The organism is Pseudophaeobacter sp., assembly GCF_039971195.1.
Classification (GTDB): Bacteria; Pseudomonadota; Alphaproteobacteria; order Rhodobacterales; family Rhodobacteraceae; genus Pseudophaeobacter.
This window is the reverse complement of the sequence record NZ_JBDWPJ010000049.1, coordinates 1-22,705: the sequence shown is the minus strand read 5'-3', so window position 1 is coordinate 22,705 and position 22,705 is coordinate 1. Positions and strand designations below refer to the sequence as shown.

The 22,705-nt window shown below is 57.9% G+C and carries 25 protein-coding genes; 8 read left to right on the top strand and 17 right to left on the bottom strand.

What is annotated here, in order from left to right:
• The 6 genes from ABJP42_RS04375 to ABJP42_RS04350 form a co-directional block, all read right to left on the bottom strand.
• Positions 1–404 (bottom strand): ParA family protein (locus tag ABJP42_RS04375; protein ID WP_348338681.1); only part of this gene is annotated, 404 nt, incomplete at its 3' end.
• Entirely contained in the window at positions 397–1,017 is a 621-nt protein-coding gene (rsmG, locus tag ABJP42_RS04370) for a 16S rRNA (guanine(527)-N(7))-methyltransferase RsmG (protein ID WP_348338679.1), read from the bottom strand. The genes rsmG and ABJP42_RS04375, both read right to left, overlap by 8 nt.
• Positions 1,014–2,888 carry a tRNA uridine-5-carboxymethylaminomethyl(34) synthesis enzyme MnmG gene (mnmG, locus tag ABJP42_RS04365; RefSeq protein WP_348338678.1) on the bottom strand — a complete coding sequence of 625 codons (1,875 nt, stop codon included), beginning with the start codon at positions 2,886–2,888 and terminating at the stop codon, positions 1,014–1,016. The genes rsmG and mnmG overlap by 4 nt, the downstream gene beginning before the upstream one ends.
• Positions 2,889–2,900: 12 nt before the next feature.
• Positions 2,901–4,187, bottom strand: coding sequence for a tRNA uridine-5-carboxymethylaminomethyl(34) synthesis GTPase MnmE (mnmE, locus tag ABJP42_RS04360; protein WP_348338676.1), 1,287 nt, complete (start codon positions 4,185–4,187; stop codon positions 2,901–2,903).
• Between the two features lie 42 nt (positions 4,188–4,229).
• Complete coding sequence (gene rho, locus ABJP42_RS04355; RefSeq protein ID WP_348338674.1) at positions 4,230–5,501, bottom strand: transcription termination factor Rho; 1,272 nt, start codon at positions 5,499–5,501, stop codon at positions 4,230–4,232.
• Between the two features lie 190 nt (positions 5,502–5,691).
• Entirely contained in the window at positions 5,692–6,147 is a 456-nt protein-coding gene (locus ABJP42_RS04350) for a CopD family protein (protein ID WP_348338672.1), read from the bottom strand.
• Positions 6,148–6,559: 412 nt separating this feature from the next.
• On the opposite strand from ABJP42_RS04350, the gene ABJP42_RS04345 reads away from it, so the two are divergent.
• The 4 genes from ABJP42_RS04345 to dnaQ are packed head-to-tail and all read left to right on the top strand — an operon-like array spanning position 6,560 to position 9,318.
• Entirely contained in the window at positions 6,560–7,159 is a 600-nt protein-coding gene (locus ABJP42_RS04345; protein WP_348338670.1) for a Maf family protein, read from the top strand.
• Complete coding sequence (locus ABJP42_RS04340; protein WP_348338668.1) at positions 7,156–7,989, top strand: shikimate dehydrogenase; 834 nt, start codon at positions 7,156–7,158, stop codon at positions 7,987–7,989. The genes ABJP42_RS04345 and ABJP42_RS04340 overlap by 4 nt, the downstream gene beginning before the upstream one ends.
• Positions 7,986–8,594 carry a dephospho-CoA kinase gene (gene coaE / locus ABJP42_RS04335; RefSeq protein WP_348338666.1) on the top strand — a complete coding sequence of 203 codons (609 nt, stop codon included), beginning with the start codon at positions 7,986–7,988 and terminating at the stop codon, positions 8,592–8,594. Before ABJP42_RS04340 ends, coaE begins: the two co-directional genes overlap by 4 nt.
• On the top strand, positions 8,587–9,318 hold the full coding sequence (gene dnaQ, locus ABJP42_RS04330) for a DNA polymerase III subunit epsilon (RefSeq protein ID WP_348338664.1): 732 nt from the start codon (positions 8,587–8,589) through the stop codon (positions 9,316–9,318). The genes coaE and dnaQ overlap by 8 nt, the downstream gene beginning before the upstream one ends.
• A 97-nt stretch (positions 9,319–9,415) precedes the next feature.
• On the opposite strand, the gene secB is transcribed toward dnaQ, so the two are convergent.
• Both secB and ABJP42_RS04320 read right to left on the bottom strand, forming a co-directional pair.
• Complete coding sequence (gene secB, locus ABJP42_RS04325) at positions 9,416–9,901, bottom strand: protein-export chaperone SecB (protein ID WP_348338662.1); 486 nt, start codon at positions 9,899–9,901, stop codon at positions 9,416–9,418.
• 90 nt (positions 9,902–9,991) lie between these two features.
• Positions 9,992–10,519, bottom strand: a complete 528-nt coding sequence (locus ABJP42_RS04320) for an FxsA family protein (protein ID WP_348338660.1) — start codon at positions 10,517–10,519, stop codon at positions 9,992–9,994.
• Between the two features lie 117 nt (positions 10,520–10,636).
• Here ABJP42_RS04320 and ABJP42_RS04315 point away from each other — a divergent pair, with 117 nt between their 5' ends.
• The 3 genes from ABJP42_RS04315 to ABJP42_RS04305 are packed head-to-tail and all read left to right on the top strand — an operon-like array spanning position 10,637 to position 12,959.
• Positions 10,637–11,293, top strand: coding sequence for a Tim44/TimA family putative adaptor protein (locus ABJP42_RS04315; RefSeq protein ID WP_348338659.1), 657 nt, complete (start codon positions 10,637–10,639; stop codon positions 11,291–11,293).
• Entirely contained in the window at positions 11,290–12,360 is a 1,071-nt protein-coding gene (gene mltA / locus ABJP42_RS04310; RefSeq protein ID WP_490363183.1) for a murein transglycosylase A, read from the top strand. Before ABJP42_RS04315 ends, mltA begins: the two co-directional genes overlap by 4 nt.
• The gene (locus ABJP42_RS04305) at positions 12,360–12,959 is read left to right on the top strand and encodes a Smr/MutS family protein (protein ID WP_348338655.1); all 600 of its coding nucleotides are present in this window, start codon (positions 12,360–12,362) and stop codon (positions 12,957–12,959) included. Before mltA ends, ABJP42_RS04305 begins: the two co-directional genes overlap by 1 nt.
• Positions 12,960–12,970: 11 nt before the next feature.
• Here the strand turns inward: ABJP42_RS04305 and ABJP42_RS04300 are convergent, their stop codons facing one another.
• The 4 genes from ABJP42_RS04300 to hslV all read right to left on the bottom strand — a co-directional run bounded on the left by ABJP42_RS04300 (position 12,971) and on the right by hslV (position 17,205).
• The gene (locus ABJP42_RS04300; RefSeq protein ID WP_490363182.1) at positions 12,971–14,092 is read right to left on the bottom strand and encodes an alpha/beta hydrolase; all 1,122 of its coding nucleotides are present in this window, start codon (positions 14,090–14,092) and stop codon (positions 12,971–12,973) included.
• A gap of 123 nt (positions 14,093–14,215) precedes the next feature.
• The gene (hslU, locus tag ABJP42_RS04295; protein ID WP_348338651.1) at positions 14,216–15,529 is read right to left on the bottom strand and encodes an ATP-dependent protease ATPase subunit HslU; all 1,314 of its coding nucleotides are present in this window, start codon (positions 15,527–15,529) and stop codon (positions 14,216–14,218) included.
• A gap of 13 nt (positions 15,530–15,542) precedes the next feature.
• Complete coding sequence (locus ABJP42_RS04290) at positions 15,543–16,613, bottom strand: hypothetical protein (protein WP_348338649.1); 1,071 nt, start codon at positions 16,611–16,613, stop codon at positions 15,543–15,545.
• Between the two features lies 1 nt (position 16,614).
• Positions 16,615–17,205, bottom strand: coding sequence for an ATP-dependent protease subunit HslV (gene hslV, locus ABJP42_RS04285; RefSeq protein WP_348338647.1), 591 nt, complete (start codon positions 17,203–17,205; stop codon positions 16,615–16,617).
• A 260-nt stretch (positions 17,206–17,465) separates the two neighbouring features.
• Here hslV and ABJP42_RS04280 point away from each other — a divergent pair, with 260 nt between their 5' ends.
• A complete protein-coding gene (locus ABJP42_RS04280; RefSeq protein WP_348338645.1) occupies positions 17,466–17,657 on the top strand; it encodes a DUF1127 domain-containing protein in 192 nt (63 codons plus the stop codon).
• Between the two features lie 85 nt (positions 17,658–17,742).
• Here the strand turns inward: ABJP42_RS04280 and ABJP42_RS04275 are convergent, their stop codons facing one another.
• The 5 genes from ABJP42_RS04275 to addA all read right to left on the bottom strand — a co-directional run bounded on the left by ABJP42_RS04275 (position 17,743) and on the right by addA (position 22,679).
• Entirely contained in the window at positions 17,743–18,108 is a 366-nt protein-coding gene (locus ABJP42_RS04275) for a Lin0512 family protein (RefSeq protein ID WP_348338683.1), read from the bottom strand.
• Positions 18,109–18,116: 8 nt separating this feature from the next.
• Positions 18,117–18,464, bottom strand: a complete 348-nt coding sequence (locus tag ABJP42_RS04270; RefSeq protein WP_348338643.1) for a Lin0512 family protein — start codon at positions 18,462–18,464, stop codon at positions 18,117–18,119.
• A 159-nt stretch (positions 18,465–18,623) separates the two neighbouring features.
• Positions 18,624–18,842, bottom strand: a complete 219-nt coding sequence (locus ABJP42_RS04265) for a DUF6500 family protein (protein ID WP_348338642.1) — start codon at positions 18,840–18,842, stop codon at positions 18,624–18,626.
• An 84-nt stretch (positions 18,843–18,926) separates the two neighbouring features.
• Positions 18,927–19,247 carry a thioredoxin gene (trxA, locus tag ABJP42_RS04260; protein WP_348338640.1) on the bottom strand — a complete coding sequence of 107 codons (321 nt, stop codon included), beginning with the start codon at positions 19,245–19,247 and terminating at the stop codon, positions 18,927–18,929.
• A 63-nt stretch (positions 19,248–19,310) separates the two neighbouring features.
• The gene (gene addA / locus ABJP42_RS04255; RefSeq protein ID WP_348338638.1) at positions 19,311–22,679 is read right to left on the bottom strand and encodes a double-strand break repair helicase AddA; all 3,369 of its coding nucleotides are present in this window, start codon (positions 22,677–22,679) and stop codon (positions 19,311–19,313) included.
• Positions 22,680–22,705 lie beyond the last annotated feature (26 nt).

The window sequence follows — 22,705 nt, the reverse complement described above, 5'->3', positions numbered from 1 at the left end:
ATCAGCACATAGTCCCAATCATATTCATCCATTGCCGTCTGCCGCAGGGCGTCATGCAGCAGGAAGCTGCGCTTTTCATTGGCAAAGAGCTCAATATCCGCCGAACTCAGATCAACCGTCGCCGGGATTACACAAAGATCTTCGATCTCCGTAGTTCGAATCACTTCATTTAGTGGGGCATCATCGACCAAAAGGTCATATGTAGTGGCATCCCGGTCAGCACTGTCGATGCCCAGACCGGTCGAGGCATTACCCTGGGGGTCCAGATCTACCACCAGTACCCGCAAACCGGTCTCAACCAACGCTGCGGCCAGGTTGATTGCCGTTGTTGTTTTACCTACCCCACCCTTTTGATTTGCAACCGCGATAATTCGTGGCCCCTCTGGGCGGGATAAATCAGACACGAGCGACTCCGTTGATCTTGAGAATAACAGCTTCAGTTTCAGTCAAACTTGTAATCTGTTCAACATCGAATCGCCATCTCTCCGCAGCCTTATCCACTTCTTTTTTCCAACTGGCACCCTTTGGAAACAGCGCGGTGCCGCCCTCTGCCAGATGCAATTCGGTGAACTCCAGCAGCTTATCGAGATCTGCAAGGGCGCGGGCTGACAGGATGTTTGCCTGTTGCGGAGGAGCCTTTTCGATACGTTCACTCAGTACTGTGATCCCCACCCCACATTCCCGCGCTGCCGTACGCAAAAAAGCCGATTTACGCTGATCACTTTCGATCAGGGTGACCTTTGTCTCTGGGGAGCGTTCTGCTGCCAGGATGGCGATTACAATTCCAGGAAACCCACCACCGCTGCCGATATCCACCCAGCTCCGGTCAATCTGATCGACGCAGGAAAACACCTGTACCGAATCCGCAATGTGGCGCTGCCAAAGATGGTCCAAGCTACTTTTGGAGACCAGATTGATCCGCGGGTTCCATTTCAGGAGGACCTGTTCAAAACCCTCCAAACGTTCCATTGTTTCACGTGAAACATTCAGATCCTCGGCGCTTGGCTTCTGGCTCATCCGGCCTTCTCCTGAAGTTTCTTGTCCCGCCGCAGCCGCGCCAGAACTAAAGCCAATCCAGCTGGGGTCATCCCGGCGATCCGGCTGGCCTTAGCCAGGGTTTCGGGACGCGCCTTCGACAGCTTTTGCTGAAGCTCGGCAGACAGACCCTCAATAGAATTATAGTCAAAATCTGACGGAATCACATGGCCCTCGTCTCGCTTCACCGCAGCGATCTCTTTCTCCTGGCGCGCGATATAGTGAACATAAAGGGCATCCCGCTCCAATTGGCGTCGGGTTACATCATCCGTATCAGAGCAATCAGGAAGAAGCGGCAGCAGGTCCTCGAAAGTCACATCGGGAAAGGCCAAAACCTCAAAGCCGGTGCGCTTGTTTCCATCCTGGTTCGCGTAGATCCCGGCCTCTGAAATCTGCTTTGGCGTAAAGATACTGCTTTCAAGATTGGTTTTGGCACGTTCCAAGCGATCCATCTTTTGCTCAAAGGCGGTCTTTCGCTCCTGAGAGACGCATCCCAGGTCTAGCGCCATCGGCGTCAGCCGCTGGTCAGCATTGTCAGCCCTCAGGGATAGCCGGAATTCTGCACGGGAGGTGAACATCCGATAGGGCTCTGTGACACCATGGGTGGTAAGGTCGTCGACCATAACCCCAATATAGCTGTTCGAACGCCCAAACATCACCGGCTCGCGCTGCAAGCATTTCGACGCAGCACTCAGACCTGCAACCAATCCCTGGGCCGCTGCTTCCTCATAGCCGGTGGTGCCATTTATCTGCCCCGCCAGATAAAGCCCAGGCACGTCCTTTAGCGAGAGATCAATGGAGAGCGCACGGGGATCGATGTAGTCATATTCGATAGCATAGCCCGGCTGCAGGATCTCCGCTTTCTCCAGGCCAACGATGGAGCGCACATAGTCTTCCTGTACATCCACCGGCAGGCTTGTAGAAATACCGTTTGGATAGACCGTGTGGTCATCAGCGCCTTCGGGCTCCAGGAAGATCTGATGCGAGGTCTTGTCTGCAAAACGTACGATCTTGTCTTCGATCGAGGGGCAATAACGTGGCCCTACCCCATCGATGTGTCCGCCATACATTGCAGAGCGTGTGAGGTTGTCACGAATAATCTCGTGGGTCTTTTCATTGGTATGGGTGATCCCACAAACAACTTGCCTGGCTGACAGCGATTTAGTCATGAAGGAAAAGAAGGTTGGGTCCTCGTCTCCCGGCTGCCCTTCCAGAATGTCCCAGTTGATTGTCCGCCCATCCAATCGAGGTGGAGTGCCGGTTTTGAGACGCCCCATCGGGAGCTCAAAGCTGTCTAGGCGTTCTGCCAGGCGAATCGAAGGTTTGTCGCCCATCCGACCGCCAGGTTTGGAGACATCCCCGATGTGGATGACACCGCGCAAAAAAGTTCCTGTGGTGAGGATGACAGACTGACTGTGTATCTCGCTGCCATCTGCCAGAACCACTCCGGCAACCCGTGTCCCGGACATCAGGAAATCTGTGGCCTCACCTTCTATGATTTCCAGATTGGACTGCTCTTCCGTCTCGCGCAGCATTTCCCGTCGGTAGATACCGCGATCTGATTGCGCACGAGGGCCTTGCACAGCTGGTCCCTTGCGGCGATTGAGCAAGCGGAATTGGATGCCGGCCAGGTCGGCGACACGACCCATGACTCCATCCATTGCGTCAATCTCGCGCACCAGATGACCCTTGCCCAGACCACCAATCGCAGGGTTACAGGACATCACACCGATGCCGTCCCGTGTTAGGGTGATCAGCGCGGTGCGTACTCCCATACGGGCCGCTGCATGGGCGGCCTCGGTTCCCGCATGACCACCACCAATAACAAGGACATCAAAATCCGAATGTTTCACGTGAAACACTCCCTATTTTCCAAGACAAAAACTGGAGAAAATTTCATCCAGAAGATTTTCAACACCAACACGCCCCACCAGCATTTCCAACGCTCGAATGGCAGAGCGCATATCTTCGGCTGCTATATCATAAAACTCGGACCCGCGCTGTAGAACCGCCTGCGCCGCACAAAGGCTGTTCAGCGCCTGCACCATCATATCGCGATGACGGGCACGGGTGGCAATGCCTACCTGGGTCGACCGTTCCCTGAGCACCTCTGAAACATGATTGACCAAAGCATCCACCCCCTGCCCGGTCTTGCCCGAGATTGATCCCTCATGGCTGTTGCGCTGATCCGCTTTAGGAGCCAGACGGATATCGCCAGGGCGCATTTCAATTTCCAGGCTTTCCTCAGGTTCGGCTAGGAAAACCCGCAGATCGGCCAGATCGGCGCGTTTTCGGGCCAATTCAATGCCAATACCTTCGACGTGATCATCAGTGTCGCGCAATCCAGCGGTGTCCAATAGCGTCACAGGCAACCCTGCAAGATCCATACGAACCTCGATCACATCTCGGGTGGTGCCAGCGAATTCCGAGGTAATCGCCGCCTCACGACCTGCTAAGGCGTTGAGAAGGGTTGATTTTCCAACATTCGGCGCGCCGATGATGGCCACTTCGAACCCGTCGCGGATGCGTTCTGCGATCTTCACACCCTCAGTTTCGCGCTGCAGATCCTTTACCACACCCTGTAACAGGGCTGTGACCTCTGGAGTGACATCGACCGGGACATCCTCGTCGGCAAAATCAATGGTGACTTCTATCAGGGAGGCCGCCCGGATCAGATCCGCGCGCCAGCGCTCCGCCAAGTGACCCAAGCCGCCGGCCAGAACCACCTGGGCCTGTTTGCGCTGTGCTTCAGTTTCCGCGTCGATCAGATCTGCCAGACCTTCGACCTGAGCCAGATCCAGCTTGCCATTTTCTAAGGCGCGACGAGTGAACTCCCCCGGTTCTGCCAGCCGCAATTCAGCTGTACCAGCCAGCGCATCAAGCACGGCAGAAACCACTGCTGTGCTTCCATGTACTTGAAATTCAACAACATCTTCTCCGGTGAAGCTGGCCGGCGCGGCAAAGCACAGCACCAGAGCCTCGTCCAGATGGTTGCCCTCAGCATCCTGCAGAACCCGCAGCCCGCGCGCCTTAGGCCCGATCGGCCTGGCACAGAGGCAATTGGCAGCCTTCAGGGCCAGCGGGCCAGAAATACGGATTACCGAAACCCCGGCCTTCCCCTGAGCGGAGGCCAAGGCAAAGATCGTGTCCATGATGGCTGTCCTCTTTCGCCGCGCCCCTGTTCAGCCCGGGGTCTAGGTGTTCATCGAGTCAAAGAAATCCGAGTTGGACTTGGTCTGTTTCAACTTGCCCAGCAGGAATTCAATGGCATCAGTGGTGCCCATCGGGTTGAGAATCCGGCGTAGAACGAAGGTCTTGGCGAGATCGCCCTTGTCGACCAACAGCTCTTCTTTCCGGGTGCCGGATTTGAGGATGTCGATGGCGGGATAGACGCGTTTGTCGGCGATCTTGCGATCCAGAACCAGTTCCGAGTTACCGGTGCCTTTGAACTCTTCAAAGATCACCTCATCCATGCGGCTGCCGGTGTCGATCAGCGCGGTCGCGATGATGGTGAGCGAGCCACCCTCTTCGATATTCCGGGCAGCACCAAAGAAACGTTTGGGACGCTGCAGGGCATTTGCATCCACACCACCGGTCAGAACCTTGCCGGAGGAGGGCACAACTGTGTTGAAGGCCCTACCAAGTCTGGTGATCGAATCAAGGAGGATCACAACGTCTCGTTTATGCTCCACCAGACGTTTGGCCTTTTCGATGACCATTTCAGAGACGGCAACGTGGCGTGTTGCAGGCTCATCAAAGGTGGAGGACACCACTTCGCCTTTGACCGAACGCTGCATGTCGGTGACTTCTTCGGGGCGTTCATCAATCAACAGAACAATCAGATAGCACTCTGGGTGGTTCTTTTCGATCGAGTTGGCGATGTTCTGCAGGATCATCGTCTTACCGGTCCGAGGCGGCGCCACGATCAGCGAACGCTGGCCTTTGCCGATAGGGGCAACCAGGTCGATCACCCGGGCAGAACGGTCCTTTAAGGTTGGATCTTCGACTTCCATCTTCAGACGCTCATCAGGGTAGAGCGGCGTGAGGTTGTCAAAGGCGATCTTGTGCTTGGCTTTTTCCGGGTCCTCAAAGTTGATCTTGGTGACGCTGGTCATGGCAAAATAGCGTTCTGCCTCCAGCGGTGCCTTGATCTGGCCTTCGATGGTGTCACCGGTGCGCAGCGAATGTTTGCGGATCATGTCGGGCGAGACATAGATATCATCCGGGCCTGGCAGATAGTTGGCCTCTGGCGAGCGCAGGAAACCGAATCCGTCCTGCAGTACTTCCAAAACACCGTCACCGCCAATTTCCCAGCCCTCATCCGCGCGTTCACGCAGAATCTGGAACATCATCTCGCCCTTGCGCATGGTGGAGGCGTTTTCGATCTCCAACTCTTCGGCCATGGACAGAAGGTTCTTTGGGCTTTGCGCCTTGAGATCAGAAAGATTGAGGGATTCGACGGTCATCAATATATGGCCTTTTTGCCCCGGCTATTTGGGGAGAGCTGCTATTATCAAGTTCGGAGAACACGAGGGCCCGGACGGGCCTGTTGGGCGCCATACATAGGGCCTACCCCCTCGTAAGTCAAACGGCCTCTCCTGTGGCGTCTACAGCCGCTCTCAGAAGTATTTAAAACTGGAACCAAGACCCGTGTGATCAGAATTTGAAGATCACCGAAACCACAATCACCACCATCAAAAGGGTCGGCACCTCGTTCATCATGCGATAGCCGCGCCCGGTGATTTGATTGTTACCCGCAGCAAAGGCGCGCTGGCGCATCAAAAGCCAATAGTGGAACCAGGTCATGCCAACCACAGCCAGGGCCTTGCTCCAAGGCCACAGGGCGCTCCAGTCGACTATACCGGGGGTCGCTGCCATGAACAGTCCTGCCCCCCATGTGGCCATCATGGCAGGCCGCATGATGAGCCGATGCAGTTTGTCCTCCATAGTGACAAAGATCGGCAGGCTTTCAGGAACCTTCTCTGCCTGCTCCACGTGATAGACAAAGAGCCGTGGCAAATAGAATAGACCGGCCATCCAGCTGAGCACTGCCATAATGTGCAGGGACTTTGCATATGGGTAGAGGGTGAACATCCAGTCTGTCAGGTCCATCGGTCTCTCTCTCAGGCTTCCTTGGGTCACCCTTATAATAATAAAGAAAGATTTAAAGGATGATGTTTTTGTAGGGACAGGGATTTCAGTGGATTATTCAGTCTTTCACTGCCTTATCCCCACCCCGGATAAATCCCCCGCCTCATTGTCGCCACATTGGTGACACTTTGGTTAACACGCTTAAAAATAAGGGAAATTAAGGATTTGTTAACGAATATTACTATGGGGATAACCTTTGGAGGAATCGGGGAGAGAGAGGTTATCCCGTCTTTCAGAGTTATCCCAATCCCCGGCGGAGGAATCAGCCGGCAGTTTGATGGAATTTCGCTTTTCCCTGTGCACTTGCCAAAACCTCGGAAAACCATACAAACCATCCTATTAACCTGCGCATCTTTTCCATGGGGTTTTCCACATGTCTGCCCACATCCTCCTGGCCTCTGGCTCTGAGATCCGTGCCCAGCTGCTGCGTCAGGCCGGCGTAGAGTTTGACGTCCAGGTGGCCCGCGTCGACGAAGAGGCGATCAAAGCGGCGTTATTGGCCGAGGGTGCCAGCCCCCGAGATATCGCAGATGCCCTGGCCGAGGCAAAGGCGCGCAAGGTGAGTATGAAGCAGCCCGGCGTTCTGGTTCTGGGCTGTGATCAGGTGCTCGATTTTGAAGGTCAGCTGCTGTCCAAACCCCAAAGCGAAGATGAGGCCCTGGCGCAGCTTAGCGCCATGCGGGGCAAACGTCACATGTTACTGTCAGCTGCTGTGATCTATCGCGATGGCGAGCCGATCTGGCGTCATGTCGGCCAGGTGCGTCTGCGGATGCGGGACTGTTCGGATGGCTACCTCTCTTCTTATGTGACGCGAAATTGGGACAGCATCAGACATGCCGTTGGGGCCTATAAGCTCGAAGAAGAAGGCGTGCGCTTGTTTTCCAACATCGAAGGGAGTTACTTTACTGTTTTAGGACTACCTCTGGTGGAACTGCTCAACTATTTGGGACTACAGGGTGTAATTGATCAATGAGCGATAAGAAGATCCCTTTGGCCGGTGTGATCGGCTGCCCCGTGGCGCATTCCAAATCGCCGCAGCTGCAACGACACTGGCTGACAACGCTGGGCATCGCTGGCCATTATGTCCCGATGCATGTGGAGCCGGACGATCTGGAAGGCGTGATCCGCTCGCTGCCCAAGGCAGGGTTTGTCGGCGCCAATGTCACCATCCCGCATAAAGAAGCGGTGATGAAGATTGCCGATAAGGTCACCGACCGGGCCAAACTGATGGGCGCGGCTAATACCATGATCTTTCGCAGTGATGGCAGCATCCTGGCGGATAACACCGATGGCTATGGCTTTATCAAAAACCTGCAGCAGGGGGCACCGGACTGGCAGCCAGCGGATGGGCCTGCCGCAGTTCTGGGCGCTGGCGGCGCCTGCCGCGCGGTGGTGGCCTCTCTCATTGAATCCGGGATACCTGAAATTTTGCTGACCAACCGTACCCGTGAACGGGCCGATCAGTTGCAGCAGGAGTTTGGCAAGCGCATCCGTGTTGTTGATTGGGTGCAGGCTGGCAATATCATCGAAGAGGCAGCACTGGTGGTCAACACCACCTCGCTGGGCATGGTTGGGAATCCCCGGCTGCGGGTGCCACTGGATGGGCTCAAACCTGAAATGGTGGTCACAGATCTGATCTATACGCCGCTCAAAACCGATCTGCTGCAAACCGCCGAGGACGTTGGCTGTACGGTTGTGGATGGGCTGGGCATGTTGCTGCATCAGGCGGTGCCGGGATTTGAACGCTGGTTTGGCCAGCGCCCCGAAGTAGATACCGCCACCCGTGCGGCTGCCATCAGATGACCTTCTTTCTTGGCCTGACAGGCTCCATCGGTATGGGCAAAAGCACCACGGCGGGGCTGTTTGCGCAAAATGGCTGCGCAGTCTGGGATGCGGATGCGGCGGTGCATCGACTTTATGCAGCGGGAGGCAGCGCGGTGGCCCCCCTACAGGTGGCCTTTCCCGGTGCCATCGTTGACGGAATGGTTAGCCGAGCGGCGCTGAAAGAGATCCTGGCCCAGGATCCTGCAGCCTTCAAAGCACTCGAAGCCATCGTGCATCCCTTGCTGGCAGCAGATCGTCAGGCCTTTCGCGATGAGGCGACCAGCGATATTCTGGTCTTTGACATTCCGCTGCTGTTTGAAACCGCTGGTGACGGCGCGATGGATGCGGTTGCCTGCGTGCGGGTGGATGCTGCAACCCAACGGGAACGGGTGATGGAGCGGGGCACGATGACAGAGGCCCAGTTCGAACAGATCCTGGTCAAACAGATGCCGATTGACGAAAAAGCTGCTCGCGCCGATTTTGTTATTGAAACGGATACGCTGGATCACGCAAAAGAGCAGGTCCTGGCCATTCTCGGCCAGATCCGCGAGACACAGAGCAGAAAGACCTCCGCCGATGCGTGAAATCGTCCTCGATACCGAGACCACCGGCTTTGATCCGTTTTCCGGCGATCGCATTGTTGAGATTGGCGCAGTAGAGCTGCTCAACCATATGCCGACAGGCGAGACCTACCACGTCTATATCAATCCCGAACGCAGCATGCCGCAAGAGGCCTTTGGGGTGCATGGCATTGGGCCGGATCTGTTGGAGCCGCCACAAAAACCGGAGCCCGGTCAGGTGACCCTGCGCGACAAACCTGTCTTTGCCAAGGTCGGCCAGGGGTTCCTCGATTTTGTGGGTAGCTCACGTATGGTGATCCATAACGCCAGTTTTGACATGAAGTTCCTCAATGCCGAGCTGGACTGGATGGGCCTGCCGCAATTGCCGATGGATCAGGCGCTGGACACATTGGCGATTGCCCGCAAACGCTTCCCCGGCTCGCCTGCTACCCTGGACGCGCTCTGTCGTCGGTTCCATATCGATAACAGCAACCGGACCCTGCACGGGGCTCTGCTCGATTCTGAAATTCTGGCTGAGGTTTATCTTGAACTCACCGGCGGTAGGCAGCCGGATTTTGCCCTGTCCAGCACCGGTGGTGCAGGTGGCGGTCCGGTTGAGGATGACTGGCGCCCTGCCCCGCGTCCCAATCCGCTGCCTTCGCGATTGACTGCGAAAGAAGCCGAAGCCCATGAGGCCTTTGTCGCCAAGATGGGTGAGGACGCCCTGTGGAATCAAACGCCCGGCTAACTTCAGCCTGAATCAGGGCTGACCTTGCCGCAGACTGTCCAAAAAAAAAGCGCCGTTGACCCAGTCAGCGGCGCTTTTTTACTTTTTGATCAGGGATTTACTGCTGCGGTGCGGCTTCGGCTTGACGGCGGGCCAGCTCAGAGCGGTAGATCGCCACAAAATCCATATTGTCCAGGTTCAGCGGCGGGAAGCCACCGTCGCGGGTGATGTCAGAGACGATGCGGCGCAGGAAGGGGAAGGTCATGCGTGGGCATTCGATCAACAGGAAGGGATGCAGCTGATCCTCTGGCACGCCCTGGATGCTGAAAACGCCAACATATTCCAGCTCCAGCACAAACAGAACTTCGTCGCTCTCTTTGTTTTTGGATTCGATGTTCAATTTGGTCATCACTTCAAACTGGTTCTCGACCGAGCGTTTCTTGGCGTCGAGGTTGACCGAAACATTGACATCTGGCTGCACTTCGCCACCGGTGCCTTTTTGCGCCATGACGTTTTCAAACGACATGTCACGGATGTATTGACCCAAGATATTCATCTGGACCTGGGGCTGCTGTGTGCCCTCGCCTGCGCCATTTTCGGCCATTGAGATACTCCTAAAAATACGTTTTGCCCGTGCTTAACAGCTTGGCTCGGGTATCTCAACGGTTAGGGATAACAGCCATGGATTGAGGGGCTATTTTGGCCCTTCAACCCAGCCAGATGGCTTTTGGTTGGGCGATTTTGGCGTCACTTCTTCAAAGTCACCATCGATGATATCACCGGGGCCTGTGGCACCGGGTCGCTTGCCACCAGGATGCTGATTACCTGGATACTGGCGGCCATGCATGGCGCCGGGACCCATCTGAAACTGCGCCACTGTCACCCGTTTGCTGATGTAGCGATAGACGGCCACCCGCACCGGCGGCATCAGGAGGGCAAAGCCAAAAGCATCGGTGAAAAACCCCGGTGTCAATAGCAGCGCGCCGGCAAAGAGGATCATTGCCCCATGGGCCAGAGGTTCTGCCGGATCAGACAGGGTCTGGAAGGAATTGCGCATCTGTCCCAATGCCATCTGCCCCTGCGAGCGCACCAGCGCGGTGCCCAGAACTGCGGTCAGCACCACGATCGCTAGCGTTGGCCACAGGCCAATCGCGCCGCCCACCTGGATGAACAGGCCAATTTCAATAAGTGGCACCATCAGAAAGGCGAGAAAAAGATACATTTGGCGGTTTCCTCTGTACAAACGCTGGACGGTAGACTTGCCACCCCTGACGACCTACATAAGGAGTGAATGCGCGGGTTTCAAATCCGGGCTTGGAATATCCAACGAGAGGTTCTTATGGAGTCGTCCTTGATTAGTCTTTTGGTTTTGGCCGGTATTGCGGTGTTTTTGATCCTGCGTCTCAGAAGCGTTCTGGGCACGCGCGAAGGTTTTGAAAAACCCCCCGTCGCGCCCTCGGAACGGCGCAGCAATCGCCCTGATCTGGAAGTGATCGAAGGGGGGCCTGATCGCGATATCATCGATCACGTCGAAGAGGGTTCCGCCCAGGCCTCTGCGCTGGCAGCGATGAAACGCACCGAGCCATCTTTTCAGGTTGGTGAATTTGTTCAGGGTGCCCGCAGCGCCTATGAGATGATCCTGATGGGATTTGAGCGCGGCGAGCTGGACAATCTGCAGGGGTTTTTGGCTGAAGATGTGTTCGACAGCTTTGTCGAGGCGGTGGCGCAGCGCGAAGACCAGGGGCTGACCATCGAAGCCGAATTCATCGGTGTGCGCGAAACCACCGTGGTCGACGCCACCTTTGATGAGATGAGCGGCAGTGCCGAGCTGACCATGCGGTTTGTCGGTGAGCTTACATCCGTGGTGCGCAACCGCGACGGCGAGATTGTCGAAGGTGATGCCAAGGCAGTGAAACGCCAAAAGGACACCTGGGTCTTTGCCCGCAGCATGGGGGCTGACGATCCGAACTGGCAGTTGGTTGCCACGGACGGATGAGGACAGTGCTCCGGAATTTATTCCGGGCAGCGGCATTTGCGGGAGGCACAATGACAGCCGCATCCGCAAATGCTGAAACCAGTTACACGATGTTGGACTTCTCCCAGCTCAATGGCTGGGCAGAGGACAACCACGCGTCCGCGCTCAAGGTTTTTCTGGAAACCTGCCCCGATCTGAAAGATCAGGACTGGCAAACGCTCTGCGCTGTGGCGCAGTCTCAGGACCTGTCTGGGCCAAAGGCTGCAGCCGGCGCGCGTAGTTTCTTTGAGCTGTTCTTTCGTCCGATACTGATCGAGGATGGCGCCCCGGCGCTGTTCACGGGCTATTTTGAACCGGAGCTGGATGGCTCTCGGTTTCGATCCGGCCGCTATCGCTATCCGGTCTACAAAATGCCCCCTGAGGCCAAGCGCAGCAATCCCTGGTTGGCGCGGCGCGATATCCTCACCGGCAACGTGATGCAGGGCCGCGGGCTGGAGATCGCCTGGGTCGATGACCCGGTCGAGCTGTTCTTTTTGCAGATCCAGGGCTCTGGTCGCATTCGCCTGAATGATGGCGGCACCATCCGGGTCGGCTATGGCGGCGCAAATGGTCATCCCTATCGCTCAATTGGTGCTGAAATGGTGCGCCGTGGCATCTATAATGCCCATCAGGTCAGCGCCCAGGTGATCAAGGCCTGGGTGCGGCGTAATCCGGTTGATGGTCGCGAGCTGTTGTTGCACAACCCGTCTTATGTCTTTTTCCGTGAAATCCGCAGAATCCGCCCGTCCAAGGGACCTTTTGGTGCGATGAACCGCTCGGTGACCACCCTGCGCACCCTGGCTGTGGACCCCAAGTTCACGCCGCTTGGCGCACCCGTCTGGATGGAGAAAGACGGCGAGACCCAGATGCGCAGATTGATGATCGCGCAGGATACTGGATCTGCGATCAAAGGCGCGCAGCGGGCGGATGTTTTTTACGGCACCGGTGACAGCGCCGGCCAGGCCGCAGGTCGGCTGCGCGATCCCGGACGCATGGTGACCCTGCTGCCCATTCAACGTGCCTTTGCGCTGGTTCCGGATGACTACTGATGAGCCGACGTAAACTGACTTCGGAGGAGGTAGAGCTCTGGCATCAGGTGGTGGAGCACACCGAGCGACTGCATCCCGGTAGTCATTCCACCCCACCTGCCCTGCCGTTGCCAAAACCTAAACCCGCCAAGGCGCCCCAGGCGCGGTCCGAGAACCTGCTGGAGGCTTTTGAGCTGGGCAGCCGGGCCAAACCAAAACCGCAGCGCCATAACCTGAAGCCAAGCCCGGCCAAGGCGCTGGCGTCAAATCCGCTTCAGATGGACGAAAAAGCCTTTCGCCGGATGAAGCGGGGCAAGCTGAAGCCGGAGGGCAAGCTGGATCTGCATGGGATGCGGGTGGAGGGCGCTCATCCGGCGCTGACCCGGTTTATCCTTTCGGCGCAGGCCTCGGGCAAACGTCTGGTGCTGGTGGTGACGGGCAAGGGCAAAGACCGAGATGAGCCGGGGCCAATCCCGGTACCGCGCGGCATTTTGCGCCACCATGTGCCACAATGGCTGGCCCTGCCACCACTGGCGCAGGCGGTGCTGCAGGTTACCCCGGCCCATGTCAGCCATGGCGGTGAAGGTGCCTATTACGTCTATCTGCGCCGCACCAGATAGCTCTGTCAGGTCTAGCGTTCGTCGCCTGTAAAGGTAACGACAGAGACCTCGTCTACCCGGTCCAGATCAAGGATATGCCCAGGCAAAATACGCCCAAGATCAAAAACGCGGGGATCCTCTTCAAAGATTTCGGCGGTCACCTGTGCCTGGTTCAACAGGCTGAGGAGGGCTGGCGAGGTCGCGGTGATGAAATGACCGGATTCCGCGTTTTTGGCAAAGGCCGTGGTGTCGATGATTTCGATCGGTAGGTCCGCCACGAGATCAACCGAGCTCAGATTGCCAAGCCGCTCGCGGCTATGCGTGCCCCGGATGCGCTGTGATATGTTGAGGATCTTGTCCTTGCTGGAGACAAAAACAATGAAGGGTTCCGGTACCTCGTCAAACCGGCGCATCTGACTGCGGAACAGATCCAGATCCAGATCCGGTGACATCAGGACCACCCCGGATAGGTTCCGATCTGACCAGTTGGGTGTCTTGATTTCAATCTGCCGCAGGGTCTCCATCGTCAGAACAGAGCCCATGGAATGCGCTGCCAGCACAATCCGCTGCGCGCCGGATTTCTTCAGGTGGCGGAGCAACTGTTCCAGCCCGTCGCGGGCAAAGAGCACGCTGTCGCCATCATAGGCGTAGCCCAGAGGACTGCCCAGGCTGGGCCAGGAATAGATCACTGAAGCGCCAGGCGTATTGAGATCATAGGCCATTTGTGCGGCCCGGAAGGCGGCCTCGGTCTGGGTGGAATTGTAGCCATGCACAAAAACCAGCACATCGCGTTCATGTGACGGGAACTTGTTCAATTCTTCCTTCAACCGAAGATCAAAGGCTGAGAGTTCCTCAAACTGATGACGGGCAGCCAGGGTAAACTCGTTTCTGGGGTTTGGGTTGTCATAGCCAAATTGCAGATTGCCCGGAGTGTGGTTGGGCGGGATGGAGACCGTCAGTTCCAAGAGGCTATAGTCCTCGCTGCGTTCAGGCCCAAAGGATCCATCCGGCAGTTCAACGCGGTTGGTGGCAACAAAAACGGTTTTTGGAGTTCCAACTGCCAGGGCCGAAGGGGTGACCGGAGAGATGCTCCGGTCAGTACAGCTCACTAAAACACAGAGGCAGAGGCCGACAGCAATACGAAGGGACAGCATAAAAACCTCGGGCACAGAACAAGCTTCTAGAAGACGCAAGACTCGCTGGGGTCTGGCGTCTGCTGGAAACTAACCCGGCAACACGGGGATGAAAACCAAATCTATGCGCTGCCGGAAAAACTGTTACAAAACATAGCGGCTGAGGTCGTTTTTACCCGCCAGTTCGCCCAGATGTTTACCGACATATTGCGCATCAATGGTGATCTTGTCGCCTCCCCGATCGGGCGCATTAAACGACAGATCCTCAAACACCCGCTCGATCACCGTATAAAGCCGCCGCGCGCCGATGTTTTCAACCGAGCGGTTGACCTCGGCGGCGATCTTGGCCAGGGCGGCAATGCCGTCTTCGGTAAAGCTGACCTCGACCTCCTCGGTGCTCATCAGGGCGGTATATTGCAGCGTCAGCGCATTGTCGGTTTCGGTCAGAATGCGGATGAAGTCCTTTTCGGTCAGGCCGCGCAGATTGACCCGGATCGGCAGACGGCCCTGCAGTTCCGGCAGCAGATCCGACGGTTTGGCGATATGGAAGGCGCCAGAGGCGATAAACAGGATATGGTCGGTCTTGATCGGCCCGTGTTTGGTGCTGACAGTGGTGCCCTCAATCAGCGGCAAGAGATCACGCTGCACTCCTTCGCGGCTGACGTCGCCGCCCCGCGCATCCGAGCGCGCGCAGACCTTGTCGATCTCGTCTAGGAAGACGATACCGCTTTGCTCTACTGATTCAACGGCAGCGCGGGAAACGACCTCGTCGTCGAGCAGCTTGTCGGCCTCGTCGCTTATCAAGACCTCATAGCTTTCGGCCACGGTCATCTTTTTGCGCACGGTGCGCCCGCCCATGGCTTTGCCCAGAAGATCCCCGATATTGAGCATGCCCATATTGCCACCACCCGGCTGGCCGGGGATATCAAACATATTACCCATGGGGTTGGAGCTGTCTGCTACCTCTAACTCAATAATGGCATTGTCCAATTGGCCGGAGACCAGTTTTTTGCGGAAAACTTCGCGGGTGGTTTCGCGGGCATCCTCGCCGGCCAGGGCGGTGATCACCCGGTCTTCGGCAGCGGCTTTTGCCTTTGCCTTGACGTCTTCGCGCATAAACTCACGAGTCTGCACGATGGCGCTGTCCACCAGATCCCGGATGATCTGCTCGACATCGCGGCCGACATAGCCAACTTCGGTAAACTTGGTGGCTTCGACCTTGATAAAAGGCGCGCGAGCCAGTTTGGCCAGGCGGCGGGAGATTTCGGTCTTGCCCACACCAGTGGGGCCGATCATCAGGATATTCTTGGGATAGACCTCGTCGCGCAGGTCATCCGACAGCTGCTTGCGCCGCCAGCGGTTGCGCAGAGCCACGGCAACGGCGCGTTTGGCGTCGTTCTGGCCAATGATAAAACGGTCCAGTTCAGAAACGATTTCACGGGGGGTCAGATCAGTCATAGGAGGTCTCGTTTCAGTGAGAAGGAGGTAGGCGGTGCAGCGGCAGCACCGCAGAGAAGAGCGACAGGAGGCTGGCCCGGATTCGCGCCCAGAAGGCGCCCAGCATCACCAGCACAAAGCCCAGGATCAGCACGGTCACCGCGGCGCCATCGCCGTCAAACACGGTGCTGGCCAGGGTGACACTATAGCCGATGGCGGCAATCAGGAAAGACCGCCGATCAATGACAATGGCCACCAGGGCAAAGCCCAGCAGCACCGCCACAAGGGTCAGCTGCGCGGAGGAGGTGCCGCTTTCCAGCAGGCTCAGCGCGATGGTATTGACCAGCGCCGGGGCGGCGACAACATGCAGCCAGAATCCCTGGGCCGAGCGACGGGTGACACGATGCGGATCGCTGAGGTCAAACATCATCGCCACGGCAAAGACCGCAAGCCCAACCAAGAGGGTCACCCAGGCAAAGGGGCCAGAGGCTGAAAACAAGAAGAAATCGCTGATCCCCGTCGGGCTGCCTGCCTGCTCTGCCGCCACCATCAGGGTGAGGGCAAAGATACCAAGCGCGATCAGCGCCATGGAAAAAGGCACCCGGAAGCGAAACCAGAACAGCGCCACTGCAGCGGTGGTCAGCGCCATTGGCAGCGGCAGGCTGGAGAAATCATTCTGCGCCACCATGAAGGGTTCCGAGAAAAACGCGGTGATACCGGTGCCCGCATTACCGGCCCAAAGCAGCGAGAGCGCAATGGCCGGGGCGATCATCCGGCGACGGCGAATGAAATACTCGGCAAAGATCCAGAGCACCACAGCCCCCAGTGCTGCGGAATAGATGGTTTTATCGACATAGCCGCCCAGGGAGCCTGCGATAAAGGCCGCCGTCACAGCTGCCCAGCCGGAGGCCAGAATGAGCATGCCAATGACGATGAAGATCTCGTTGAAGCCTTTGAACAGCTCAAAGGGTTCATCCCCCGGGGACAGATCCTCGCGGGCGCCGCGCCGGCTATGGGCCATGGCCAACAAAGACGCCGCCTGCGCTTCGCTAATCAGGCCAGAGCCCACAGCGGCGCGAATATCATCCTGGTCGATCTGGCTCACATCAGGTCTCCGCAGTGGTGTCAGTGTCATTTGCACCGGCCGCGATGCTTTCGACGGTCAGACGTCCATTTGTGTAGACGCAGATATCTGCCGCAATCGCCATGGCCTCACGGGCTACGGTCTCGGCGTCGCGATCACTGTCGATCATGCCACGGGCAGCGGCGAGGGCAAAATTCCCACCAGATCCAATTGCAGCAACGTTATGTTCAGGCTCCAGCACATCGCCTGCCCCGGTGATCACCAGTAGCTCAGTCCCATCGGTGACGATCAGCATGGCTTCGAGTTTCTGCAGGTATTTATCGGTGCGCCAATCTTTGGCCAGCTCAACACTGGCCCTGGCCAACTGGCCAGGCGTGGCCTCAAGCTTGGCTTCCAGTCGCTCCAGCAGGGTAAAGGCATCTGCGGTGGATCCGGCGAAACCTGCCACCACATCAAATCCACCGGGCGACAGCCTGCGCACCTTGCGGGCGGTTCCCTTGATCACGGTCTGGCCAAGCGAGACCTGGCCATCTCCGGCGATGACCACTTCTCCACCCTTTTTGACACCAATAATGGTGGTTCCGTGCCAGCCGGGGAATTGATCATCAGCCATTTTTGCCTCCAGTTTTGGTGCTCCCTATATGGAACCATCCCCGGTTCTGTACAAGGCTCGGCTGGCAGCGCTGTTTTTTAACCTGCCAACCCGTTTGTCTGTGCCAGTTTTTCCGGCGCGTTAACATTTTGCTTACTTGCTATGCATCCAGCGCATTTCGGGGCTGTTTAATGGGCAATTGTGAGACTCACCTAGGCCTCCTACATGGAGCCTACAGACAGACAACACGCAAGACACACGAATTCAAAAGGACTAGTGCAATGACGACCGCAAACCTCCATGCGCCGCTGGGCGCAGTCTCCGTTCTTCGTATGGTAGACGGCATCCTGAACCTGAAATCCAACCTGGTTGAATGGAACGAAGCCCGCCAGACCCGCAAGGCTCTGTCGCAGCTCTCCGTAGCTCAGCTGGACGACATCGGTGTGACCCAGGCGGATATCGCCAAACTGTAAGTTCTACAGTTGCGGCGCAGAAGCGCCAAACGAGATAAGCCGCTCCATTTGGGGCGGCTTTGTCTTTTTCATGGGCGCTGCGCCTTCAGGAGCTGAGCCTGTAGTTTGCCGCCTGATCCGGCAGCCAGGCTTCAATCGCGGCGGTGGCCACCACATGTAGCCCGTCTGATTCCGGATCCGAGACATTCAACCCGCCCTTGATGGCCCGCACCGTGGCGCGCCCGCGCGGCAGATCCTGCGCCACGAGGTCACAATTCACCGCTCCGGGCTGTTGCACCGCAATAGTGACAGCGACCCGCATCTGGGTATGATCTATGCCCAGCTTGGAAAACAGGGTGATCGAGGAATGATGCAGCGCGTCCTGCACCGCCCGGCGCGCGGCCTTGGTATAGTCCTGACCATAAAGATCATTGCCCGTGCCCATTTCCAGAATGATGCGCTTTTCCATCAGCTTTTCCATTACAGGGCCTCCATGTCAAAGGAGACAATGACGGCGGCGTTGGCAATCACTGTGCAGCCCTCCACATGGGGTTTTGCCACATCCAGCCCACCTTCCGTTACCGTGATGGAGGGCTGGCCATAGGGAAAAATCGCCTTGAGCGCCGCAACATCAACCCGCTCCGGCTTGGCAACGCCGATCTCGGCGTCAATGATCATCGCCTCTTTGGGGAAATCAAACAGCTCCGCCACATTGACCGAGTTATGCCACAGCGCGTCCTTGATGGCGCGGCTTGCAGCCTCGGTATAATCCTCGCGGCGCAGCGATGTGCCGATCCCAAATTCCACCAATACCCGTGTTTTTGCCATACCACCCTCCCTGTCTAGGCTGTTGCTTACTCTCGCCACCCCGGCGCAAAAGAAAACCCCAGATCTTCATTTGGCCAAAAATATCCCGGGGGAGTCGCCGCAGGCGACGGGGGCAGCGCCCCCTGCCCGCGCGCGGCTGCGGAGGTGCGGTCAGATCAGCTAGGTACCGGCCTGTAGCATGCCCCGAATTTTTACAGCCTTCTCAAAATGGTCCAGCTGATGGGTCTTGATCCACCAGCTCGCTACCTGCATCAACAACTCCGGGTCATCGTTGCGGTTCTTGAAAAAGGCATAAAAGGACAAGCCAACCCCTTCGCCCTTTTTGGCAATCTTATCAGAACAAATGGCAATGGCCTTTTGGCGAAAATCCGGCGTCATGGGCAAATCCAGGGTCAAGAAATCGGAACAAAGAAAAAGGCGCCCTCCGCAGAGCGCGCCTGATGCAATCAAAAGTCAAAGCAATCAGATGCTTTCGTTGATCCAGCTTTGCAGTGCGGCCTTGGGGGCGGCACCAGCGCGGTTGGAGACAACCTCGCCGTCCTTAAAGATGAACAGCGCCGGAATGCCACGCACGCCCATGGCGGCTGCGGAATTCGGGTTGCTGTCGACATCGACCTTCACAACCTTCACCTTGTCGCCATATTCCGCTGCCAGCTCTTCCAGCGCGGGGCCGATCTGCTTGCAGGGACCACACCATTCGGCCCAAAAGTCCACCACAACGGGGACAGAGGAATTCTTGACTTCGGCGTCAAATGTTTCGTCGGTGACGGCTACGGTGGACATGGGAATGTCTCCTGAGATCTGTGGCAACTGGAAGTTGGAACCTAGGTAGAGCTTAACAGATCGTCAAGGTTCCAACACCGGCTTAAGCGCATCTGTCACAAGATCGTGCGGCAGCATCATCAGGCTTGCACTGCGGGTCCACAGAAGCGCGGTTTCAATCTGGCGATCCGGGTAGATCTGCGCCAGAGCCATGGCATAGGCCGCCATCTGGCGCAGCAGGCCTTTTGGGCAGCTTTGCGGGTTCTCTGGCACCAGCGCATTGGATTTGAAATCCACCGCCAGTACCCGGTCCGGCGTCACGATCAGCCGGTCAATAAGACCAAAAAGCCGCTTTTCCCCCAGATGACCGGTGACCGCTACCTCCGCCAGAGTTTCAAGGGCAAAGATATGCGCCAAATCCGGGTTCATCAGCACCCTGCCGGCCTCAGCCAGCAGCTCCGCACGATCCTCGGCCTGGGGCAAAAGCCGCTGCGCCAGATCTTCCCAATCCAGGCTTGGCGCGTTGGGCAGATGTTCCAAGAGCAGATGCAGGCGCGACCCCCGTGCCATGGCCTCTTCTTCGTCAAGGCCGTGATCCCCGGGCAGGGCCTTGGCACCGCCAAGGTCCGAGGGTTTTAAGCTCGCTTCCGGGGCCTGATAGGTCGGGGCCGGGCGGGTAAAGACTTCTGGCAGCAGGGCCTTGGTTTTGGACGTGACCTCATGGGGGACAAATTCCAGCCCCTCCCAATCGCCATGGGACAGCCGCAAGCCAGTGCCTCCGGGCAATTCGCACTCTACCGCGCCACCCTGCCGCAGCGCTGCCTCGACCCGCTGATACCAGCTGTCGCCCTCTTTGGAGAGGGTGCCCGCGGTTGCGACGATCAGCCATTTTTCTGCCCGCGTCAGCGCCACATACAAGAGCCTGAGCCGTTCGTTTTGTTGTTTCTCCTGTGCCGCCTCGCGGGCAGAAAACAACAGATCCGGCATCTGATCCTTGGGCAGCTTCCACAGCGGCGTGCCATCGGCCACCATGATTTCGGCGTCGCTTGGCGCGTTGCGTTTGGCGGTGTCCGGCAGGATCACAATCGGCGCTTCCAGCCCCTTGGAGCCATGCACTGACATCACCCGGATCATATCGCCAGAGGCCCCCATCTGCCGTTTGATCTCCAGATCATCGGTCTGCATCCAGACCAGAAACCCGGTGAGGCTGGGAATATCCGAGCGCTCATAGGCCAGCGCCTGCGACAGAAGCGCGTTGATGCCATCCTCGGCCTCGGCACCCAAACGGCCCAGCAGTTTCTGCCGCCCCTGATGACGGGTCAGGATCCGTTCAATCAGATCAAAGGGCCGCAAAAAGTCGGTTTGATCGCGCAGGTCGTCCAGCACCGCCAGGGTCTCGGCAAATTCTTCGCGCCGCTCTCGCAGGGCGGGCCAAAGGTGCTTGCTGCTGCGGCGGTGCGCCAGGTCAAACAGCATCTGTTCCGACCAGCCGAACAATGGCGATTTCAGTGCTTCGGCAAGGGAGAGCGAATCCTCCGGCGTGGCCAGGAAAGACAAGAGCGCGGCGATGTCCTTGACCGCCAGTTCAGCCCCAACCTTGAGCCGGTCAGCGCCCGCGATGGGAAGTTCGGCGTTCTTGCAGGCGCGGATAATCTCGGAAAACAGCTCAGACCGGCGCTGCACCAGAATAAGGAAATCACCGGCATGGACTGGGCGGCGCTGAAACGTGCCACGCACTGTGCCATCCTTGGGAATGGTCACACCACTGTCGATCATCTCCTTGATCTGGGCGGCAATGCGGTCTGCCAGAATAACCGTGTGGTGACGGCTGCCGGGGCGATCCACCGGATCGGTCCAGTCGCTGTCCTCGTCATCTTCGGTCTTGTCCACCGCGGGCCAAAGATCCACCCGACCGGGCAGGTCGGATTTAAACGCCCGGTGCAGCGCATCGGCGTGAAAACCGGCGCCGGGGCTGTCTTTGAACACCAGATCCACCAGCCGTAGGATCGCGGCAGAGGAGCGGAAAGAGAACTCAAGCGCCGCATTCTGTAGGTTAGAGCCGGATTCCGCCAGCCGGTCGGCAAATTCCACCTGCATCCGGTCAAAGGCATCCGGATCCGCCCCCTGAAAGGAATAGATCGACTGTTTCTTGTCACCGACCACAAAGATGGTCCGGTCCACTTCCGAGCGAGCTCCCTCGCCGGCGGTGAATTCCTGCGCCAGTTTTTCGATCACATCCCATTGCACCGGGCTGGTGTCCTGGGCCTCGTCCACCAGAATATGGTCAATGCCGCCATCCAGACGGTAAAGCACCCAGGCCGCCACCGCTGGGTCATTCAACAGATGGCGGGCATTGAGGATCAGATCGTCAAAGTCGAGCCAGCCGCGCTGCTGTTTGCGCCGCTCATATTCCGGCAGGAAGGCCTGGGCAAATTGGTGCAGATCATGGGATTTGCGCGCCGCCACCAGCGCCAGCCGTTTGCCGCGGGCCTCTTCGACCCGTCGCATCAGCGGTTCCAGCTGATCCATCAGGGCAACATTTGCCTCGCGCAGTTTTTTGGTGGGGAACTTGCCGATCTTGGCGGAAAAGGGCTCTGCCGCCCCGGCTCCGGTCAGGAAGATGCCCTCTAATATCGGTAAATCGGTAAGTCCCGGCGTGGAAATACTGGCGAGCTTGGCAGCGGCGCGTTGGTCTGTGGTGCCGCCGGTCTCCAGCATGACGCGGGCGCGCGATAGCAGCTCTGCCTCGCCGCCAAGAAAAACCAGCTCTTCCAAGGCGGACTGATCAAAGCCCCCCGGCAGATCAAACCGCGCCAGCAAAGCGGCCCAGTCCAGCGGGGTTTCAAATTCGGCGCGGCGCTGGCACAGGGCTGCGGTCAGATCCGCAAAATCACTGCCACCCACATGGCGCGCCAGGGGTTCCACCAGAGAGGCCAGATCGCCCTTGGCCATATCCTCGACAATCTCAGCCCGCAAAAGCGTGGCCGCGCGGTCTTCCATCTCGGAGAACTGCGGGCTGACCCCGGCCTCCAGCGGAAAGCGGCGCAGCAGCGACGAGCAAAAGGAATGGATGGTCTGAATTTTCAACCCGCCGGGGGTTTCAATCGCACGGGCAAAAAGTGTGCGCGCCTGCGATAGCCCCTCGAGAGAGATCGCATCCTCGGCCCCCAGATCGGCAAGCGCGGTGGTGAGGGCCTCATCGCGCAGCATCGCCCATTCCCCGAGCCGCTGAAACAGGCGGTTCTGCATCTCGCTGGCGGCGGCCTTGGTATAGGTGAGGCAAAGGATATGCTGCGGCTGCACACCCTTCAGCAACAGCCGCGCCACCCGATCGGTCAGCACCTTGGTCTTGCCGGATCCGGCATTGGCCGCCAGCCAGGTAGAGGCATCAGGCCGCGCGGCACGAAACTGCGCCTCGGATGCGGCATCGCGGTGGTTCTGGGCGGCGCTCATGTCAGATCCTCAGGGGTGGGGGTGGC

Bases quoted from the DNA above. Each gene is read 5' to 3' on its own strand.
- rsmG (WP_348338679.1), bottom strand. From the start codon at position 1,017: ATGAGCCAGAAGCCAAGCGCCGAGGATCTGAATGTTTCACGTGAAACA.
- mnmE (WP_348338676.1), bottom strand. From the start codon at position 4,187: ATGGACACGATCTTTGCCTTGGCCTCCGCTCAGGGGAAGGCCGGGGTT.
- rho (WP_348338674.1), bottom strand. From the start codon at position 5,501: ATGACCGTCGAATCCCTCAATCTTTCTGATCTCAAGGCGCAAAGCCCA.
- ABJP42_RS04350 (WP_348338672.1), bottom strand. From the start codon at position 6,147: ATGGACCTGACAGACTGGATGTTCACCCTCTACCCATATGCAAAGTCC.
- ABJP42_RS04345 (WP_348338670.1), top strand. From the start codon at position 6,560: ATGTCTGCCCACATCCTCCTGGCCTCTGGCTCTGAGATCCGTGCCCAG.
- ABJP42_RS04340 (WP_348338668.1), top strand. From the start codon at position 7,156: ATGAGCGATAAGAAGATCCCTTTGGCCGGTGTGATCGGCTGCCCCGTG.
- coaE (WP_348338666.1), top strand. From the start codon at position 7,986: ATGACCTTCTTTCTTGGCCTGACAGGCTCCATCGGTATGGGCAAAAGC.
- dnaQ (WP_348338664.1), top strand. From the start codon at position 8,587: ATGCGTGAAATCGTCCTCGATACCGAGACCACCGGCTTTGATCCGTTT.
- secB (WP_348338662.1), bottom strand. From the start codon at position 9,901: ATGGCCGAAAATGGCGCAGGCGAGGGCACACAGCAGCCCCAGGTCCAG.
- ABJP42_RS04320 (WP_348338660.1), bottom strand. From the start codon at position 10,519: ATGTATCTTTTTCTCGCCTTTCTGATGGTGCCACTTATTGAAATTGGC.
- ABJP42_RS04315 (WP_348338659.1), top strand. From the start codon at position 10,637: ATGGAGTCGTCCTTGATTAGTCTTTTGGTTTTGGCCGGTATTGCGGTG.
- mltA (WP_490363183.1), top strand. From the start codon at position 11,290: ATGAGGACAGTGCTCCGGAATTTATTCCGGGCAGCGGCATTTGCGGGA.
- ABJP42_RS04305 (WP_348338655.1), top strand. From the start codon at position 12,360: ATGAGCCGACGTAAACTGACTTCGGAGGAGGTAGAGCTCTGGCATCAG.
- ABJP42_RS04300 (WP_490363182.1), bottom strand. From the start codon at position 14,092: ATGCTGTCCCTTCGTATTGCTGTCGGCCTCTGCCTCTGTGTTTTAGTG.
- hslU (WP_348338651.1), bottom strand. From the start codon at position 15,529: ATGACTGATCTGACCCCCCGTGAAATCGTTTCTGAACTGGACCGTTTT.
- hslV (WP_348338647.1), bottom strand. From the start codon at position 17,205: ATGGCTGATGATCAATTCCCCGGCTGGCACGGAACCACCATTATTGGT.
- ABJP42_RS04280 (WP_348338645.1), top strand. From the start codon at position 17,466: ATGACGACCGCAAACCTCCATGCGCCGCTGGGCGCAGTCTCCGTTCTT.
- ABJP42_RS04270 (WP_348338643.1), bottom strand. From the start codon at position 18,464: ATGGCAAAAACACGGGTATTGGTGGAATTTGGGATCGGCACATCGCTG.
- ABJP42_RS04265 (WP_348338642.1), bottom strand. From the start codon at position 18,842: ATGACGCCGGATTTTCGCCAAAAGGCCATTGCCATTTGTTCTGATAAG.
- trxA (WP_348338640.1), bottom strand. From the start codon at position 19,247: ATGTCCACCGTAGCCGTCACCGACGAAACATTTGACGCCGAAGTCAAG.
- addA (WP_348338638.1), bottom strand. From the start codon at position 22,679: ATGAGCGCCGCCCAGAACCACCGCGATGCCGCATCCGAGGCGCAGTTT.